We start from the raw sequence: 17,278 nt of genomic DNA on the forward strand, positions 1-17,278 counted from the left end.
TCCGGCGATACCCCGGTCACAGGTCGGTGAATCGTGCAACCTTTGACCGAGAGCGCACGTCTGACCTGGTAGAAGATCAACGGGGGAACGGGGACGGGTGGACGAGGACGACCAGGGGCACGTGACGCTGCCGGGGGTGCACGGCGCCCGCCGCTGGCTGAGCCGTCGTTCCGTGCTGATCGCCGGGGCTTCCGGCCTCGGTGTCGCGGGGCTCGCCGCCGGAACGGCCACCGGTGCCCTGCCATTCAGCGAGGCGCTTCAGCGGGCACTCGGCGTCGCTTCGCCGACCCCGGCCACCCAGCTCGGCAGCCCCCGCGTCGAACGGGTGTACTCCGAAGCCCGCGGCCGCGAGGTCGACCTCGTGCTGATGCTGCCGACCAAGGCGCCGCCCAAGGGCCTGCCGATGTCGCTGATGCTGCACGGCCTCCACGGCACCGCGCGGCACGCCGCCCCGACCGGACTGCTCAAGCAACTCAGCTCTGACGTCGCCCGCAAGGCGGTGCCCCCGTTCGGGTTCGTCGCGGTCGACGGCGGAGACCACTACTGGCACGAGAACAAACCCGGCGACAACCCGATGGCGATGCTGCTGGAAGAGGTCCCCCGCTGGCTGGCCGCCCGCGGCCTCGGCGGCCGGGACGGGCTGCCGTTCGCCGCCACCGGTCTTTCCATGGGTGGTTTCGGCGCGCTGCTCTACACCCGGCGGCGGCTGGAACGCCGTCGCCCGCCCGCCGCGGTCGCGGCGCTCGCGCCCGCCCTGATCACGTCGTGGCCGGAAATGAGCAAGCGGGGCGCGTTCCGGGACGCCGCCGACTGGGGCTCGCTGGACCCGTTGCGCCACATCGACGCCACCAAGAGCGTGCCGACCGGGATCTGGTGCGGGACCGAAGACCCGTTCATCGGCGGGGTGCGCAAGTTCATCTCCGAAGCGCGGCCCATCGTCGCGCACACCGCGCGCGGCAAGCACGGCGACGCCTTCAACCGCACGGTCGTGCCGAGCCTGGTCGCGTTTCTCGGCAAGCACGTGCCGAAGAACGCCTAGACGCGGAAGTAGATCCTGGTCACGGTCGAGCCCGGTCTGAGGTACTGCCGGACCAGATCGGCGACCTGGTTCACCAGTACCAGGCCACGTCCGCCGATCTGCCCCGGCGGAGCGGGACGGCGGCCCGCCAGCGGATCGCTCAACGTGCCTTCGTCGATGACCTCGCAGAGCACATGAGCCTCGTCGCGCCAGATGCGGACGACGCCATGGCCCGAACCGTGCAGCACACTGTTGGCCGAAAGCTCCGCCACGGCGAGGACGAGGTCTTCCACCCGGTCCGGGGCGAGCCCGCTCTCGTCGGCCCGCTCCTGCGCGAAGTGCCGCACCGCGGCGAGCCTGGCGAGGTCGAAGCGGAACGTGTCGGCCTCGCGCGGTTCGGGCAGCGGCAGGTTGTACTTCTCGACGACCGTGCCGGGGGCGTACCCCTCGCTCGGACGATCTCCGCCGGTGCCGGACAGGATCGGATGGGTCCGCTCGACATCGGCGAGGACGTCGTCCTCGAGCCAGGTCCGGTCGTAGGGGCACAGGATGCTCAGGTCACGGTCGCCGAAAGCGAAGTTGATCAGTGCCTCGTGCTGCGCGCACGCCGGGTACTCGATGGCCGACCTCCCCGCCCAGACCGGCTCTCCGACGATCCGGACCGGACCTGGCCGGTTGTCCGCGAACGCGAGGAGCACGCCGGGGAGGATGCGGCCGGGGTTGCGGCCGGCTTCGGTCATGTCGATGAGCTCGACGTCGGCGGCGGACTCGCCCAAGGCCGCTTCGATCAGCGTCAGGTTCCGGCCGGGTACGGCCACCGCGACAGGCTCGTCGAGCTTCAGCCCTTCGAGGATGTACGGAACCGTTCCATCCAGATACTCGGAGTCACCGGAGTAGAGCAGTCCCACATGGGAGAAGGGGCCCGTGGTGACTGTCACGGACTCGTCTTACCCCGTGGAAGCGGTTCTGAAACCCTGCGAACGGAGGAAAAGACGAAAACTGCCGGGGCTGATCAGCCGAGCCAGCGTCCCGCCATCGAGATCAACCAGAATCCGGCGAGCGTCGCACCGGTGAACAGTCCGGTCCAGACTACGAGCGAGTGGTTCGCTTCCGCGCTCCGCGCCGCCTTGATCCGGATGAGCGCGTACGCCGAACCGGCGAACAACGGCAGCGGGATCAGTGGTAAGGGCGACAACCGGACGACGCCTGCCACCAGGCAGGTCGCCACCAGCACGCCCAGCACGATCGTGAGTGCGCGCGGGATCCACGGGTGCCCGCGATAGGCCCCGATGACGATGCGTTCGGTGAGCTCCACGAGTCCCGTGACCTCGCGCGGACTCGCGGCTGCCAGCTCGGGAGCCTCGGTCTCGTCCTTCGTGGAAGTCAGCGGCACCATCGCATCCTATCTCGGTCCGGTCACCGGCCGGACCGGGCCGGAGAAACCGATGCCCCGGCCCGGAAGGATCCGGCCGGGGCATCGGTGACGAAGATCGCCGCTCAGGCGGACTTCTCGCCGCGCTCGCTGCTGCGACGACGTGTCGGCTGACGCGCCACGATCGTCGGGTTCACGTTCTCGCGGACCGTCTGCTCGGTGATGACGACCTTCGCGACGTCGTCGCGGCTGGGAATGTCGTACATGACCGGCTGCAGGACCTCTTCCATGATCGCGCGCAGGCCACGGGCGCCGGTGCCGCGGAGCACGGCCTGGTCGGCGATGGCCTCGAGCGCGGTCTGGGTGAACTCCAGCTCGACGTTGTCCATCTCGAAGAGCTTCTTGTACTGCTTCACCAGCGCGTTGCGCGGCGTGGTCAGAATGCTGACCAGCGAGTCCTTGTCCAGGTGGGTCACCGTCGCCACGACCGGGAGGCGGCCGATGAACTCCGGGATGAGCCCGAACTTGATCAGGTCCTCCGGCATGGTGTCGGAGAAGATGTCGCTCTCGTCGATCTCGGCCTTGGTGCGGATCTCCGCGCCGAAACCGAGGCCGCGCTTGCCGACCCGCTCGTTGATGATCTTCTCCAGGCCGGCGAACGCGCCTGCCACGATGAACAGCACGTTCGTCGTGTCGATCTGGATGAACTCCTGGTGCGGGTGCTTGCGGCCGCCCTGCGGCGGCACCGACGCGGTGGTGCCTTCGAGGATCTTCAGCAGCGCCTGCTGCACGCCCTCACCGGACACGTCGCGGGTGATCGACGGGTTCTCCGACTTCCGGGCGATCTTGTCGACCTCGTCGATGTAGATGATGCCCGTCTCGGCCCGCTTGACGTCGTAATCCGCCGCCTGGATCAGCTTGAGCAGGATGTTCTCGACGTCTTCGCCCACATAACCGGCTTCGGTGAGCGCCGTGGCGTCCGCGATCGCGAACGGGACGTTCAGCATCTTCGCCAGCGTCTGGGCCAGATAAGTCTTGCCGCAACCCGTCGGCCCGAGCATCAGGATGTTGGACTTCGCCAGCTCGACGGTCTCGTCCTTGGAATCCTTCGGCCCGGCCTTGTCGTCGGACTGCACACGCTTGTAGTGGTTGTACACCGCCACGGCCAGCGATCGCTTCGCGTCGTCCTGGCCGATGATGTACTGCTCGAGGAACTCGTGGATCTCGGCGGGCTTGGGCAGCTCGTCGAGCTTGACCTCACCGGCCTCGGCGAGTTCCTCTTCGATGATCTCGTTGCAGAGATCGATGCACTCATCGCAGATGTAGACCCCGGGGCCGGCAATGAGCTTCTTCACCTGCTTTTGGCTCTTGCCGCAGAAAGAACATTTCAGCAGGTCGCCGCCGTCACCGATCCGTGCCATGGCCGTTGACCTCGTCCCCTCCGGCGCAGTGTCTGCGCCTGCACTGTCGTGCCTGACTGTCGTACCCCGGTCACGGATGACCTCTCGGAGCCTCACACATTGCCACTGACGGTACCCGTCCGATGCCGTCGGCGGGAGAACCAACGTCATATCTGAGCACGCCAGAAGCTGACCTTAGACCAGGGATCCGGTGCGTGTCGTCACCCGACACGCACCGATCCCCCTCCCGCGATCAGCTGCTCGAAGCCTTGCGGTACTCGAGCACCTCGTCGACGATCCCGTACGCCTTGGCCTCGTCGGCCGTCAGGATCTTGTCGCGCTCGATGTCCTTCTTGACCTCGTCGGCGTCCTTGTTCGTGTGCTTCGCCAGGATGACCTCCATCTGGCGCCGCACCCGCTGGATCTCATTGGCCTGGATCTCCAGGTCCGACACCTGGCCGTAGGTGCCCTCGGTGGCGGGCTGGTGGATCAGCACCCGCGAGTTCGGCAGCGTGAACCGCTTGCCGGGGGTGCCCGCCGCCAGCAGCACCGCGGCGGCCGAAGCGGCCTGGCCGATGCACATCGTGACGATGTCGGGGCGGACGTACTGCATCGTGTCGTAGATCGCCATCAGCGCGGTGAAGGAACCACCGGGCGAGTTGATCAGGATCATGATGTCGCGGTCCGGGTCCTCGTGCTCGAGGTGCAGCAGCTGGACCATCACGTCGTTGGCCGACGCGTCGTCGATCTGCACGCCGAGCATGATCTGACGCTCTTCGTACAGCTTGTTGTACGGGTTCGATTCCTTGATGCCGTAGCTCGTGCGCTCGACGTACGAGGGCAGGACGTACCGCGACTGCGGCAGCTGGAGCCGCGACTGCATCCCCGGCGCCTGCGACCCGATCGGAAGCTGGAAGTTGCTCATTGAAATTCTCCTGTGTGCCGGCGCGGGTCAGCTGGTGGGAAGCGGGTTCTCGCGGGTGAGGACCTGATCCACGAAGCCGTAGTCCTTCGCCTCCTGCGCGGTGAACCAGCGGTCACGGTCACCGTCCTTGACGATCTGCTCGACCGTCTGGCCGGTCTGCTCGGCCGTGATCTTGGCCAGCTCCTGCTTCCACTTGCCGAACACCTCGGCCTGGATGGCGATGTCGGAGGCCGTACCGCCGACGCCCGCCGAGGGCTGGTGCATGAGGATCCGCGCGTGCTGCAGCGCGTACCGCTTGCCGGGCGTGCCGGACGAGAGCAGGAACTGCCCCATCGACGCGGCCAGGCCCATCGCGTAGGTCGCGACGTCCGGGCGGATCAGCTGCATGGTGTCGTAGATCGCGAAACCAGCGGTGACCGAGCCACCCGGCGAGTTGATGTAGAAGCGGATGTCCGACTCGGAGTCGTCTGCGTCGAGCAGCAACAACTGGGCGGTGATCCGGTTCGCGACCTCGTCGTTGACCTCGGAGCCGAGGACGACGATGCGCTCCTGGAGCAACCGCTCGAAGACCGAGTCGGTGAGGTTGAGCCCCGCGGTTCCGGTCCGCGCCTCGGGCATGTGCTGCGTCACGTCTGCCTGCCTTTTCGCCGACGGCGGCCAGCCGTGCCTCGGCCGCCGCTGTATGTCCAGATGCTGTGTCCAGGTGCTGAGGATCTTGCAACCGACCCTAACGAACTTGGGCGGTGCAGAATGCCTGACACCGCCCAAGTTCGCTTACAGCTTTACGGTCCGTTTCGAGAAGGACCGGGTATTCCCTACTCGGCCGCAGTCTTCGCGGTCTCTTCGGTGACCTGCGTCTCCTCGGCTGCGGGGCCGAAGAGCTCTTCGAGGTCGACCGCGGTGCCGGACGCGTCGGTCACGGTGGTCTTGCGGACCACGGAGGCCAGGGCCTTCCCGCGACGGACGTCGGCGTAGATCGCGGTCAGCTGACCGGACTGCTGCGCCCGCTGGACGTACTCGTCCGGGCTGACGCCGAAGCGCTGCGCCTGGTAGATGATCCGCTCGGTGAGCTCGCCGTCGTTGACCGACGTCTGCTCGGCGTCGGCGATGCTGTCCAGCAGCAGCTGGGTGCGGACCGCCTTCTCCGACTCCTCGCGCACCTCGGTGTCGAACTCTTCGAGGGTGCGGCCTTCGGCCTCGAGCGCCTTCGCGAACTCCGCCTCGCTGTGGTCGAACGGGTGGATCGCGTCGTGCTTGCGGTTCTCGATCTCGGCTTCGAGGACCTTCTCCGGGATCGCGATCTCGGTGCGCTCGAGCAGCTCCTCGAGGACCTTGTCGCGGGCCTGGACGCCCTGCTGCATCTTCTTGACGCGGCCGAGGCGCTCGCGAAGGTCGCCCTTCAGCTCGTCGATCGTGTCGAACTCGCTCGCCATCTGAGCGAACTCGTCGTCCGCCTCCGGCAGCTCACGCTGCTTGATGGTCTGCACGGTGACGGTGACGTCGGCGTCCTTGCCGGTGTGCTCACCGGCGACCAGCTTCGTGGTGAAGGTCTTGGTCTCGCCGGTGTTCGCACCGATGATCGCCTCGTCGATACCGTCCACGAGCTGGCCGGAGCCGATCTCGTAGGACAGGCCGGTGGTCGAGGCCTCCTCGACCTCCTGACCGTCGACGGTGGCCGCGAGGTCGATCGAGACGAAGTCGCCGTTCTCGGCCGCGCGCTCGACACCGGTCAGGGTGCCGAAGCGGGCGCGCAGCTCGTCGAGCTGCTCGTCGACCTCGGCGTCGGTCAGTTCGACGTCGTCGACGCTGACCGTGAAGCCCTCGAGGTCGGGCAGCGAGATCTCCGGGCGGATGTCGACTTCGGCGGTGAACTCGAGGACCTCACGGTCCTCCAGCTTGGTCACCTCGAACTCGGGCTGGCCCAGCGTGCGGACCTCGCCCGCGCGCACGGCTTCCATGTACTTGGCCGGAATGACCTCGTTGACGACCTCGTCGAGCACCGGGGCTCGCCCGATCCGGCTTTCCAGCACGCGAGCCGGCGCCTTGCCCGGACGGAAGCCGGGGATGCGCACCTGCTGGGCGATCTTGCGGTAGGCGCGGTCGAAGTTCGGCTTGAGCTCGTCGAACGGCACCTCGACATTGATCTTGACTCGCGTCGGGCTGAGCTGCTCGACGGTGCTCTTCAACGTATTCTCCTCGAGCGGTAAACGATGTGATTGAGCATCCGCGTGCGGTCGGCAGCGGATGCGCCCTGGCCAGCCTGCAGACCGGGCCGTCCGAGTCTAGGCCGTGTCCTGTGGGTCTGTTCGACGGGGTTCGTGATCCAGGTGGTTCCTGGCGGTGCGGGCGGATCGCCCTCGTACCGGGTCGTACTCGGGCGCATCCGCCCGTGCCGTCAGGGACCACCTGGGCGCGAAGACCGCGAGCAGACCCACAGGACACGGCCTGGGCCGTGTCCTTCATCGCTCCGGTTCCGGGGCGTCCTCCACGCCCAGCCCGGCCGATCACAGGTTTCGGGAGCCGTCCGGCGAACCGGCCTCCGACCACCCGATCGGACCAGTTTTCGGTTCTTCTCTGTTACGAAGCGGCCCTTTCCTGGACACGGATGCGCGCCGGACCCCACCATCGGGCGCCGTGACGAGGCATTTCACCAGCCCGATGAAGTTTACAAACCAGTACTAGTTGTCTACGGTGTGACAGCTTGTCCCGGTATGCATCGACCGAGGGGAACGATCGATGACCGTCGCCGTAACCCGGTCCGAGGACACGGGGGAAATACCCGCGAGAGAACTGAGACGCGGGGTGCCCAACCCGCGGATCCCGCTGCCGGTGGTCTCGGTGCCGACAGTGCTCTTGTTCACCGGCGGCCTCATGGTCTGGATCGGTGCCACCTGGCTGGTGGTCAACGAAGCCGCGCCGCTGTGGGTGACCATTCCCCTGCACGCGCTCGTCACCTTCACGATGTTCACCGTGCTGCACGAGTCGACGCATCACGCGGCCGGGCAGCTCACCTGGGTCAACGAACTGCTCGGCAGGCTGGCGATGCCGTTCGTGGCGGGCTACGGCTCCTTTCCCCTGGTGCGCTACATCCATCTGGAGCACCACCGCAACACCAACGAGGACGCGCACACCGATCCCGACGCCTGGACCGCGCACGGCCCCTGGTGGCAGCTGCCGCTGCGCTGGCTGACCATCGACTTCTGGTACGCCCGCTTCTACGTGGCGCGGCAGCGCACGCGGCCGCGTGCCGAGCGGATCGAGACCGCGGCCGTCGTCGTGCTGAGTCTCGCCGCGTTCGCCTGGCTGACCGCGACCGGCCACGGCTGGGAACTGCTGGTGGCGTACCTGATCCCGCAACGCGTCGGCCTGGCCGTGCTGGCCTGGTGGTTCGACTGGCTCCCGCATCACGACCTCGGCGAGCAGCGGCAGAACCGGTTCGGCGCCACCCGTGTCCGCGTCGGGCTCGAATGGCTGATGACGCCGATCATGCTGTGCCAGAACTACCACCTGGTGCACCATCTCCACCCGGCGATCCCGTTCTACCGGTACCTGCGCGCGTGGAAGGACAACCGCGACGCCTATCTCGACAGGGACGTCCCGATCGCGACAGCGTGGGGCCGCGAACTGACGTCGTCGGAATACCGCGAATGGCGTCAGCTCACCGGCTCCTTCGACGAGGAGCCGCCCGCTCCCCAGCCCCGGCCGCCGAGCCGGTTCCACTCGCTGCGGGTGTCCGAGGTCCGGCCGCTGTGCGAAGGCGCGGTCACGGTGACCTTCGAGGTGCCGGAGCGGCTGCGGGAGACCTTCCGGTTCATCCCCGGCCAGCACCTCGTCCTGCGCGCGGAGGTGGACGGGGAAGAGGTGCGGCGCGCCTACTCGATCTGCTCGACACCGGACTCCGGCGTGCTGCGGATCGCGATCAAGCACCAGCTCGGCGGCGTGTTCTCGACGTTCGCCACCACGGAACTCGCGGCGGGTGACGTCCTGGAGGTGCTGCCCCCGGACGGTGCCTTCACGCTGGCCCCGGCGCGGGGCCGCTCCGCCCGGTACGTCGCGCTCGCCGCCGGGAGCGGGATCACGCCGATCCTGTCGATCCTGACCTCGACGTTGCGCGACGAGCCGCACAGCAAGGCGACCCTGCTGTACATCAACACCTCCGGCGCCAGCACGATGTTCGCCACCGAACTCACGGCGCTCGCCGCGCGGCTGGGCGGGCGGCTGCACATCGTGCACTACCGCACCGACGAACGCGACCCGGACCTGCGCACCCAGCGGCTGGAGAAGCCGTTCGACATCGTCGGCGAAGCGCTGGCGATCTCGCACGAGCGCTACCAGCGCGGCCGTCTCGACAGCACCCGCCTCCGGGCGCTGCTGCAAGCGCGGCTGCACCCGGCGAAGGTCGACGACTGGTTCCTGTGCGGCCCGCGCGACCTCGTCGACATGGCCCGCCGGACCCTGGCGGACCGGGACGTCCCCGAGGAGAACGTCCACTTCGAACTGTTCCAGGGCGCGCTTCCCGTCCGGCCCTCGCGGCGGCCCGGCCCTGCCCTGATGGTGACCGCCGGCGGGAAGACCGTCGAAATCCCCGCGACAGTGGGCGAAACCGTGCTCAGCGCCGCCCTGCGACACGGCGTCGACGCGCCGTACGCGTGCGTCGGCGGCGCTTGCGGGACGTGCCGGGCGACCGTGGTGCGGGGCAGCGCGCGGATGGACGTGCGCTACGCGCTCGGTGACGACGAAGTCGCGGCGGGGCGGATCCTGACCTGCCGGGCGGTGGCGACGTCGGCCGAGCTGAGCGTGGACTACGACCGCTGAGGTCGTCGGCGGCGGTGAGCGTTCGGTCAAGGTGGTCGTGAGTGGCGATTCGGGTTATTGAGGGGTAGGGCAAACGTGTCCTGCTGGGTGGCGAGTCTGTGAAGGCCTCCTTCACAGACTGCACGTGGACGGGGCGCGAGGGTCACTGAAAGTGAAGGGTGTGTGGAAATAGGGACATTGAACGTCCCTATTCCCACACACCCCGTCATGACAGGACCTGTCACGCGGGACCGTGTGGATTTCTGCGCGTCCAACGCACCAAAATCCACACAGTCAGTGCGACAAGTCCGGCGTCGCACAGAGCCACAGACCCGCCACATTTGACTTACCCATCAATAGAACCGTCCTGGCCACTCACGACCCCAAAACGTCCCTGCACGCCGGTCACTGGCCCGGCGGCGTCCCGTCCTGCGGCGGCCCCTGGTCCTCCCCCGTCGACTCCCGCACCGACTGCGCGGTCGCGGTCGTGCCCGAGGTCGTGGCGACCACGCTGACCGTGTCCCCGGTCGCGACGCCGCTCACCAGCGACGAGTCGATCGTGTAGACCTTGCTGTACCCGTCGGCGCTCACCGCGGTCAGCGACGTCGCGCTCAGTTCGGTCACCGTCCCGGTTTGAGTGAGCTGCGTGGTGTAGCCGCCGTTGCCGTCCGAGACGACGTACTCGCCGTGAAGCGCCCGCGCGCCGCCGGGCCCGCCCATCCCCGCCCCGCCGCCGGGCGCGGCGGACGCGACGTCCGGATCGGCCGACGAACCGGCGGCCCAGATCGCGGCGCCGCCGCCGAGGGCGAGCACCGCGGCGGCCGCGCCCGCGACGACGGTTTTGCGCTTCCCGCCCCGCGCGGGCGCCGGAGCACCCCAGTCCGAAGTGGACGGAGTGGCGGGAGTGGCCGGGGTGGTTTCGTTCATGGTCTTCGGCTCCTGAGGTCTCGTCGTTGCCACCACCGTCCGCACCGCGGCTGTGCCGGACCTGTGCCCGCCGTCAGACCTTTCTGTGATCCACGCGCACAGCGGGCTCACAGGCGGGTCACAACGCGCACATACGACCTCGGCGCACGCTCGTGGGCATGGCACCCGGTCCGGTCCCGACCACCGGCCCGCGCCGGTGGTCCCGGCACGGGCGGCTTTCCCTGCGCGCCAAACTGACCGGCTCGATGGTGCTGTTGCTCACCTTCGTCTGCCTGGTGATCGGCGTCGCCAGCGAGATCGCCCTGCGGTCGTTCCTCACCGGTCAGATCGACGGCCAGCTCTCGGCCGCGTCGGCCCGCGCTCACGACTTCGCGAACCGGCCGTTCGAGGACGGTCCAGGCCCCAACCCGCTCAACGCGCCGGGCCAGGCCTCCGGGACGCTCAGCGTGCGCTTCTCCGGCGACCGGGTGCTTTACGCGGGAGTCCTTACGGTGCAAGGACTTCCCGAAGGACTGTCGGCCGAACAGGAGTCCGGCCTGTTCTCCATCCCGGCGGACCGGCCGCCGATGACGACGACACTCGGCGATCTCGGCGACTACCGCGTGCAGGCCGTCTCGATCCCCGGCGGCGTGGTCGTCACCGGACTCCCCCTCGGGCCGATGCAGGACACCTTGACCACGGTCGGGTGGATCCTGTTCGGGGTCGCGGCGGCGGGTGTCGCCGGTGCCGGGTTCCTCGGCGCGTTCGCGGTCCGGCGCACACTGCGGCCGCTCGACCGGGTCGCGGCGACCGCGGGCCGGGTGTCGGCGATGCGGCTCGACCGCGGCCAGGTCGCGCTTTCCGTGCGGGTGCCCGAGATCGACACCGATCCGCGGACCGAGGTCGGCCAGGTCGGTTCGGCGCTGAACCTCATGCTCGGGCATATCGCGCAGGCGCTGGAAGCCCGCCACGCCAGTGAGACCCGCGTCCGCCGGTTCGTCGCGGACGCGAGCCACGAACTCCGCACCCCGCTCGCGGCCATCCGCGGGTACGCCGAACTGGCCGGGCGCGGCAGCTCGCTGGTCCCGGCGGAGGTCGCGCATTCGATGTCGCGGATCCAGTCCGAAGCCGCCCGGATGACGACGCTGGTCGAGGATCTTCTCCTGCTGGCGAGGCTCGACGCCGGACGGCCGCTCGAAGCGGGCGAGGCCGACCTCACCCGGCTGACCGCGGACGCCGTCGGCGACGCGCACGTCGCAGGCCCCGACCATCGCTGGGAACTACGACTTCCGCAAGACCCCGTGCTGGTCCGCGGCGACGTCCAGCGCCTGCACCAGGTGCTGGCGAACCTGCTGTCCAACGCGCGCACGCACACCCCGCCGGGCACCACCGTGATCACCGCGCTGAGCCGCTCCCGCACCGGGGCCGCGGTGCTGACCGTCACCGACGACGGCCCCGGTATCGCCCCCGAACTCCTGCCGAGCGTGTTCGAGCGCTTCGCCCGCGGCGACTCCTCGCGATCGCGGACGGCGGGCAGCACGGGGCTCGGGATGGCGATCGCGTCGGCCATCGTCGTGGCCCATCACGGCACGATCGAAGTGCACAGCCGTCCGGGGCACACCGAGTTCGCCGTCCACCTGCCGGTGATCGGATCCTCACAGCGGGTGCACAGCTTCGGCACAAGGGCACCCCAGGTCGGCCCCCGACGCTGAGGCCATGACCCTCCTCGCCTCCCGCGACGAAGCCGATCGAGACGCTCCACCCGCCCGAGGCAGGCCCGCCGACCCACGCTGGGTCCGGCCCTCCCTCGCCGCGCTTCTGCTCGCCACCGCCGTCCTCTATCTCTGGAACCTCGGTGAATCCGGCTGGGCCAACGCCTTTTACTCGGCGGCCGCGCAAGCCGGATCACTGAGCTGGAAGGCGTTGTTCTTCGGCTCCAGCGACGCCGCGAACGCGATCACGGTCGACAAGACCCCGGCCGCGTTGTGGGTGATGGGCCTTTCCGCGCGCCTGTTCGGCGTCGACGCCTGGAGTGTCCTGGTGCCGCAGGCGCTGATGGGGGTCGGTTCCGTGGCGCTGCTGTACGCCGCGGTGCGACGGACTTCCGGTCCTGCCGCGGGTCTGCTGGCCGGTGCCGTCCTCGCGCTCACCCCGGCCGCCGCGCTGATGTTCCGGTTCAACAATCCCGACGCGCTGCTCGTCCTGCTCCTGGTCGCGGGCGCCTACTGCGTCGTCCGCGCGCTGGAGAACGCGAGTCCGCGCTGGCTGGCGCTGGCCGGGGCCGCCGTCGGCTTCGGCTTCCTCGCGAAGATGCTGCAAGCGTTCCTGGTGCTGCCCGCCTTCGCGCTCGCCTATCTGATCGCCGCGCCGACGTCGCTGGGCAAACGCCTGCTGCACCTGCTCGGAGCTTTGAGCGCGACCCTCCTCTCCGCCGGCTGGTATCTCGCCGTCGTCGCGTGGTGGCCCGCCGCCGACCGGCCGTACATCGGTGGCTCGCAGGAGAACAGCCTGTGGGAACTCGTCTTCGGCTACAACGGTTTCGGCCGGATCACCGGTGACGAGGTCGGCAGTGTCGGCGGAGGCGGCAACGGTGGCTGGGGTGGCACCGGCTGGGACCGGTTGTTCGGCAGCGAGATGGCGGGCGGGATCGCCTGGCTGCTGCCCGCCGCCGTCCTCGCGCTGGCCGCCGGGCTGTGGTTCACCCGCCGCGCACCGCGCACCGACCGGGGGCGCGCGGCGCTGATCGTGTGGGGCGGCTGGTTCCTGGTGACCGCCGTGGTGTTCAGCTACATGGGCGGGATCATCCACGCGTACTACATGATCGCGCTCGGCCCCGCGATCGCCGCGCTCGTCGGGATCGCGGGCGTCCAGTTGTGGCGCGCACGGGCGAATCCGGCCGCCGCGGGCACCTTGAGCACCGGGATCGGCCTGACCGCACTGACGGCGTATCTCCTGCTGTCGCGGCAATCCGACTGGCTTCCCGGACTGGCGATCGCGATCCTCGTGGCCGGCCTCCTGTGCGGGTTCCTGGTCTTCTTCGCGGCCCGATTACCTGACGTGGCAAGGCGTCTGGTCGCCGTCGGCGCGCTGGTCACCGTGCTCGCGGGCACCGGCGCGTACACGGTCGCGACAGCGGCCACCCCGCATTCCGGCGCGTTGCCCTCGGCGGGACCGCAGACCGGACGCGGGATGGGCCCCGGTGGCGGCGGGATCGTCATCGGCGGGCAAGGCGGGCCCGGCGGCGGACTGCTCGGGACGAGCCTGCCCGGCGACGCACTCGCCGCACTCCTGGCCGGGGACAACGCGGACTACACGTGGACGGCCGCGACGGTGGGCTCCAACAACGCGGCGGGCTATCAGCTCGGCGGCGGGGCGCCGGTAATGGCCGTGGGCGGGTTCAACGGCACGGATCCCGCTCCCACGCTGGAACAGTTCCAGGAGTACGTCCGAAGTGGACAGATCCACTACTTCCTCGGCGACGGCATGATGATGCGCGGGGAGACCGGCAGCGACGCCGCCGAGCGGATCGCCGCCTGGGTCGCGGAGACCTACACACCGACCACTGTGGACGGTGTCACCGTCTACGACCTGAGCCGGTGAACCCGTGACGGAACACAGCGACAGCACAGCTTCGGCACAAGCCGGACTCAGCGCGATGACCGAGATTGACGCTATGACAGCCGCGATCATCTCCGGCGCCGAAACCGGCCGCCGCCCCGCCATCGCCCCGACCGGCTCCCCCGTGCTCGACGTCGTCATCCCGGTCTACAACGAGGAAACCGACCTCGAGCCGTGCATCCGACGGCTGCACGCGTACCTCGTGGAGCAGTTCCCGTACCCGTTCCGGATCACCGTCGCGGACAACGCCAGCACCGACGGCACCCTGCGGGTCGCGGAACGCCTGGGCCGAGAGTTCGACGACGTCGAAGTCCGCCACCTGGAAGAGAAAGGCCGCGGCCGGGCGCTGCGAGCCGTTTGGTCCACTTCGGACGCTCCGGTACTCGCCTACATGGACGTCGACCTCTCGACCGATCTGGCCGCGCTCGGCCCGCTCGTCGCGCCGCTGCTGTCCGGGCATTCCGACCTCGCCATCGGCAGCAGGCTCGCCCGCGGCGCGCGGGTGGTGCGCGGGCCGAAGCGGGAGTTCATTTCCCGTTGCTACAACCTGATCCTGCGCGGCACGCTGGCGGCGAGGTTCAGCGACGCGCAGTGCGGGTTCAAGGCGATCCGCGCCGACGTCGCCGAGCGGCTGCTCCCCCACATCCAGGACACCGGCTGGTTCTTCGACACCGAACTGCTGGTGCTGGCGCAGAAGGCCGGGCTGCGGATCCACGAGGTCCCGGTGGACTGGGTCGACGACCCGGACTCGTCGGTGAACATCGTCGCCACCGCGACCGCCGACCTCAAAGGCATCGCCCGGCTGGCCAAGGCGACGATGACCGGCCGGATCCGGATCAGCGGCCTGCGCGAGCAGCTCGGCCGCGCGCCGATCCAGGTGCGGGCGCCAGGAGTGGCGCCGAGCCTCGTGCGGCAGCTGGTGCGGTTCGCCGCCGTCGGCGTCGCCAGCACCGTCGCCTATCTCGTGCTGTTCCTGCTGCTGCGGACGTTCACCGGCGCCCAGGTGGCGAACTTCGTCGCGCTGCTGGTGACGGCGATCGGCAACACCGCGCTCAACCGGCGCCTGACGTTCGGCATCCGCGGCAAGGAAGGCGCCGGGCTGCACCAGTTCCAGGGGCTCATCGTGTTCGGCCTCGGGCTCGCGCTCACCAGCGGCGCGCTGGCGCTGCTGCACATGATGACGGCGCCCGGACTGCCGCTCGAGACCGCCGTGCTCGTGCTCGCGAACCTCGCGGCCACCGTGCTGCGTTTCCTGTTGCTGCGCGGCTGGGTCTTCCGCCGCCGTCCCGCCACCGAGATGGAGAGCTGACCCCATGACCACCGCACTCGCTTCCCGTGTGGAGCCCGGCCCCGTCGAGGAAGACGTCGCGAAGCCACCGGGCCGCTGGGTCCGTCCCGCGGTCTTCGGCCTGCTCGCCGCCACCGCGCTGCTGTACTTCTGGAACCTGACCGCCTCCGGCTACGGCAACTCGTTCTACGCGGCGGCGGTGCAGTCCGGGACGCAGGACTGGAAGGCGTGGCTTTTCGGCTCCCTCGACGCAGGGAACGTGCTGACCGTCGACAAACCCCCGGCCGCGCTCTGGGTCACGACGGCGTTCGCCCGGCTCTTCGGATTCTCCAGCTTCACGGTCCTGGCCCCGCAGGCGCTGATGGGGGTCGCTTCGGTCGGTCTGCTGTACCTGACGGTGAAGCGGACCTCCGGGCCCGTGGCCGGTCTGTTCGCCGGAGCGGCGCTCGCCCTCACCCCGGTCGCCGCGCTCATGTTCAAGTTCAACAACCCGGACGCGCTGCTGACGCTGCTGCTGATCGCCGGCGCGTACTGCACGATCCGCGCGATCGAGAAGGCGAGCCCGCGCTGGCTGGCGTTCGCCGGTGCCGCCATCGGGTTCGGCTTCCTGACCAAGATGATGCAGGCGTTCCTCGTGCTGCCCGCGTTCGGTCTCGCCTACCTGATCGCCGCGCCTGCCTCACTGGGCAAACGCTTGCTGCACTTGCTCGGGGCGGTGGTCTCGGTGGTCGTCTCGGCGGGCTGGTTCATCGCGCTGGTCGACCTGTGGCCGACCGCTTCACGGCCGTACATCGGTGGTTCGACCGACGACAGCCTGCTTGAACTGGCGCTGGGCTACAACGGGCTCGGCCGGATCTTCGGCGGCAGCGGCGGTGGCGGCGGCATGATGGTCGGGACCTCGGGCGGGGGCATGGGCGGGAACGTCGGCTTCGGCGGTGAGAGCGGCCTGACCCGGATGTTCGGCGCCAGCTTCGGCGGCGAGGTGTCGTGGCTGCTGCCCGCCGCGCTGATCGGGCTGGTCGCCGGGCTGTGGTTCACCAGGCGGGCCGCCGGGACCGACCGGACCAGGGCGGCGCTGATCGTCTGGGGCGGCTGGATGCTCGTCACCGCGCTGGTGTTCAGCTACATGAGCGGCATCGTGCACCCGTACTACGCCGTCGCGCTGGCGCCGTCGATCGCCGCCGTGGTGGCCATCTCCGGGACCTCGCTGTGGCGCGGCCGGGCGCATCTCGCGCCGAGGGTGTTCCTGTCGCTGATGATCGCGGCCAGCGCCGTCTGGGCGTACATCCTGCTCGACCGCGACGCCGACTGGCTGCCCGTGCTGCGCTGGATCATCGTCGGGCTCGGCCTGGTGACGGCGACCGTCGTGCTGGTGGGTGTCCCGCCGATGCGCAAACTCGTCGCCGTCGTCGCGACGGTCGCCGTGCTGGCCGTCGGGCTCGGCACCACCGCGTACGCCGTCGAAACCGCTTCGCAGGCGCATTCCGGGTCGATCCCGACGTCCGGACCGGCGGTCACCGGCGATTTCCGGGGCATGGGCGGCGGTCCGGGGATGGACGAGACCGCGTCGGCCGAGATCGGGACCGTGCTCGCCGCGACCACGACGAAGTGGGCGGCGGCGACGTCCAGTTCCCAGTCGGCGGCGAGCCTGGAACTCGCGAGCGGGAAGTCGGTGATCGGCATCGGCGGCTGGAGCGGTTCGGATCCGGCGCCGACGCTGGCGGAGTTCCAGCAGTACGTGGCCGACGGCGACATCACGTACTACGTCGAGGGCGGCCGGGGCGGTGGTCCCGGCGGCGGCTCGAACGAGATCTCCGAATGGGTCACGGCGAACTTCACCGCCACCACGGTCGGCGACCAGACGGTGTACAACCTGCTCTCGCGCTGACGGAAGACGCTTCGACAGAGGCGGGACTCGCGTGATCACGCGAGTCCCGTCTCCGATCACGCGAGTTCC

General features: G+C 69.3%; 13 protein-coding genes. 6 read left to right on the plus strand and 7 right to left on the minus strand.

What is annotated here, in order from left to right; genetic code table 11:
- Window positions 1–97: 97 nt before the first annotated feature.
- Window positions 98–1,039, plus strand: a complete 942-nt coding sequence (locus AMYAL_RS0101275) for an alpha/beta hydrolase-fold protein (RefSeq protein WP_020629487.1) — start codon at window positions 98–100, stop codon at window positions 1,037–1,039.
- Here the strand turns inward: AMYAL_RS0101275 and AMYAL_RS0101280 are convergent.
- The 6 genes from AMYAL_RS0101280 to tig all read right to left on the minus strand — a co-directional run bounded on the left by AMYAL_RS0101280 (window position 1,036) and on the right by tig (window position 6,901).
- On the minus strand, window positions 1,036–1,956 hold the full coding sequence (locus tag AMYAL_RS0101280) for an anti-sigma factor RsbA family regulatory protein (RefSeq protein ID WP_280632796.1): 921 nt from the start codon (window positions 1,954–1,956) through the stop codon (window positions 1,036–1,038). The two genes, AMYAL_RS0101275 and AMYAL_RS0101280, sit on opposite strands and share 4 nt — an antisense overlap.
- Before the next feature lie 74 nt (window positions 1,957–2,030).
- On the minus strand, window positions 2,031–2,414 hold the full coding sequence (locus AMYAL_RS0101285; RefSeq protein WP_020629489.1) for a hypothetical protein: 384 nt from the start codon (window positions 2,412–2,414) through the stop codon (window positions 2,031–2,033).
- A 101-nt stretch (window positions 2,415–2,515) separates the two neighbouring features.
- Window positions 2,516–3,811: an ATP-dependent Clp protease ATP-binding subunit ClpX gene (clpX, locus tag AMYAL_RS0101290; RefSeq protein ID WP_020629490.1), complete on the minus strand. Its 1,296-nt coding sequence runs from the start codon at window positions 3,809–3,811 to the stop codon at window positions 2,516–2,518.
- Between the two features lie 232 nt (window positions 3,812–4,043).
- Window positions 4,044–4,715, minus strand: coding sequence for an ATP-dependent Clp protease proteolytic subunit (locus AMYAL_RS0101295; RefSeq protein WP_016332354.1), 672 nt, complete (start codon window positions 4,713–4,715; stop codon window positions 4,044–4,046).
- Window positions 4,716–4,742: 27 nt separating this feature from the next.
- Window positions 4,743–5,345, minus strand: coding sequence for a ClpP family protease (locus tag AMYAL_RS0101300; protein ID WP_026466638.1), 603 nt, complete (start codon window positions 5,343–5,345; stop codon window positions 4,743–4,745).
- A gap of 185 nt (window positions 5,346–5,530) precedes the next feature.
- Window positions 5,531–6,901 (minus strand): trigger factor, encoded by a 1,371-nt coding sequence (gene tig, locus AMYAL_RS0101305; RefSeq protein ID WP_020629492.1) that lies wholly within the window; start codon window positions 6,899–6,901, stop codon window positions 5,531–5,533.
- A 616-nt stretch (window positions 6,902–7,517) separates the two neighbouring features.
- Between tig and AMYAL_RS0101310 the strand changes: the two genes are divergently transcribed.
- Complete coding sequence (locus tag AMYAL_RS0101310; protein WP_020629493.1) at window positions 7,518–9,530, plus strand: fatty acid desaturase; 2,013 nt, start codon at window positions 7,518–7,520, stop codon at window positions 9,528–9,530.
- A gap of 384 nt (window positions 9,531–9,914) precedes the next feature.
- Here the strand turns inward: AMYAL_RS0101310 and AMYAL_RS0101315 are convergent, their stop codons facing one another.
- Window positions 9,915–10,436 carry a hypothetical protein gene (locus AMYAL_RS0101315; RefSeq protein ID WP_020629494.1) on the minus strand — a complete coding sequence of 174 codons (522 nt, stop codon included), beginning with the start codon at window positions 10,434–10,436 and terminating at the stop codon, window positions 9,915–9,917.
- A gap of 158 nt (window positions 10,437–10,594) precedes the next feature.
- Here AMYAL_RS0101315 and AMYAL_RS0101320 point away from each other — a divergent pair, with 158 nt between their 5' ends.
- The 4 genes from AMYAL_RS0101320 (at window position 10,595) to AMYAL_RS0101335 (ending at window position 17,209) form a co-directional block, all read left to right on the plus strand.
- Window positions 10,595–12,127, plus strand: a complete 1,533-nt coding sequence (locus AMYAL_RS0101320) for a sensor histidine kinase (protein WP_020629495.1) — start codon at window positions 10,595–10,597, stop codon at window positions 12,125–12,127.
- Between the two features lie 4 nt (window positions 12,128–12,131).
- Window positions 12,132–14,015, plus strand: coding sequence for a glycosyltransferase family 39 protein (locus AMYAL_RS0101325; RefSeq protein ID WP_020629496.1), 1,884 nt, complete (start codon window positions 12,132–12,134; stop codon window positions 14,013–14,015).
- A 73-nt stretch (window positions 14,016–14,088) separates the two neighbouring features.
- On the plus strand, window positions 14,089–15,342 hold the full coding sequence (locus tag AMYAL_RS0101330; protein ID WP_020629497.1) for a bifunctional glycosyltransferase family 2/GtrA family protein: 1,254 nt from the start codon (window positions 14,089–14,091) through the stop codon (window positions 15,340–15,342).
- Between the two features lie 4 nt (window positions 15,343–15,346).
- Window positions 15,347–17,209 carry a glycosyltransferase family 39 protein gene (locus tag AMYAL_RS0101335; protein WP_020629498.1) on the plus strand — a complete coding sequence of 621 codons (1,863 nt, stop codon included), beginning with the start codon at window positions 15,347–15,349 and terminating at the stop codon, window positions 17,207–17,209.
- Window positions 17,210–17,278: the final 69 nt, after the last annotated feature.

This window comes from Amycolatopsis alba DSM 44262, assembly GCF_000384215.1.
GTDB lineage: Bacteria > Actinomycetota > Actinomycetes > Mycobacteriales > Pseudonocardiaceae > Amycolatopsis > Amycolatopsis alba.

Excerpts from the sequence above, each read along its gene's own strand:
- AMYAL_RS0101320 (WP_020629495.1), top strand. The coding sequence starts at position 10,595 with ATGGCACCCGGTCCGGTCCCGACCACCGGCCCGCGCCGGTGGTCCCGG.
- AMYAL_RS0101315 (WP_020629494.1), bottom strand. The coding sequence starts at position 10,436 with ATGAACGAAACCACCCCGGCCACTCCCGCCACTCCGTCCACTTCGGAC.
- AMYAL_RS0101325 (WP_020629496.1), top strand. The coding sequence starts at position 12,132 with ATGACCCTCCTCGCCTCCCGCGACGAAGCCGATCGAGACGCTCCACCC.
- AMYAL_RS0101335 (WP_020629498.1), top strand. The coding sequence starts at position 15,347 with ATGACCACCGCACTCGCTTCCCGTGTGGAGCCCGGCCCCGTCGAGGAA.
- AMYAL_RS0101330 (WP_020629497.1), top strand. The coding sequence starts at position 14,089 with ATGACAGCCGCGATCATCTCCGGCGCCGAAACCGGCCGCCGCCCCGCC.
- clpX (WP_020629490.1), bottom strand. The coding sequence starts at position 3,811 with ATGGCACGGATCGGTGACGGCGGCGACCTGCTGAAATGTTCTTTCTGC.
- AMYAL_RS0101295 (WP_016332354.1), bottom strand. The coding sequence starts at position 4,715 with ATGAGCAACTTCCAGCTTCCGATCGGGTCGCAGGCGCCGGGGATGCAG.
- AMYAL_RS0101285 (WP_020629489.1), bottom strand. The coding sequence starts at position 2,414 with ATGGTGCCGCTGACTTCCACGAAGGACGAGACCGAGGCTCCCGAGCTG.